The organism is Desulfosporosinus burensis (assembly GCF_054657535.1).
In genome coordinates, this window is sequence record NZ_BAAHYN010000091.1 from 1 (window position 1) to 435 (window position 435).

Genomic DNA, 435 nt, shown 5'->3' on the forward strand with positions numbered 1-435 from the left:
ATTTGAAACTTCCGTTCCAAAGTGAATTCTTTCGACTTTTTACTAGATTATTTCCTCTATGCAGTTTTCAAAGAACATCGATTAATATACAAAATGCGCGGCCTGATGTACAAAATCCGATTAGCCTAATGGCTAAGCAAAAATCTTCATCTTATTGCATTTTTCTAAATGAGTTACAGAATTTTTAGCACTTCCATCGAAGTCCTTACGAACCTCGAATCAGCGCTAAGTTCCTCGAGTTAATTGGTGGAGGTAAGCGGGATCGAACCGCTGACCTCTTGAATGCCATTCAAGCGCTCTCCCAGCTGAGCTATACCCCCAAAATACCGAGCAACCACTTCTGGTCTCTCAAAACTAAACAACCGCTCTTACCAATGAGTTGCCGATCCCTCAGCATGAGTCTTTCGACTCTAATGATCTCTCGCCAGACGTTAA

The 435-nt window shown here is 41.8% G+C and carries 1 tRNA gene; it reads right to left on the reverse strand.

The features are described from left to right. Positions 1-244: 244 nt before the first annotated feature. Positions 245-320, reverse strand: a tRNA-Ala gene (locus ACYQ3Q_RS28530). Positions 321-435: the final 115 nt, after the last annotated feature.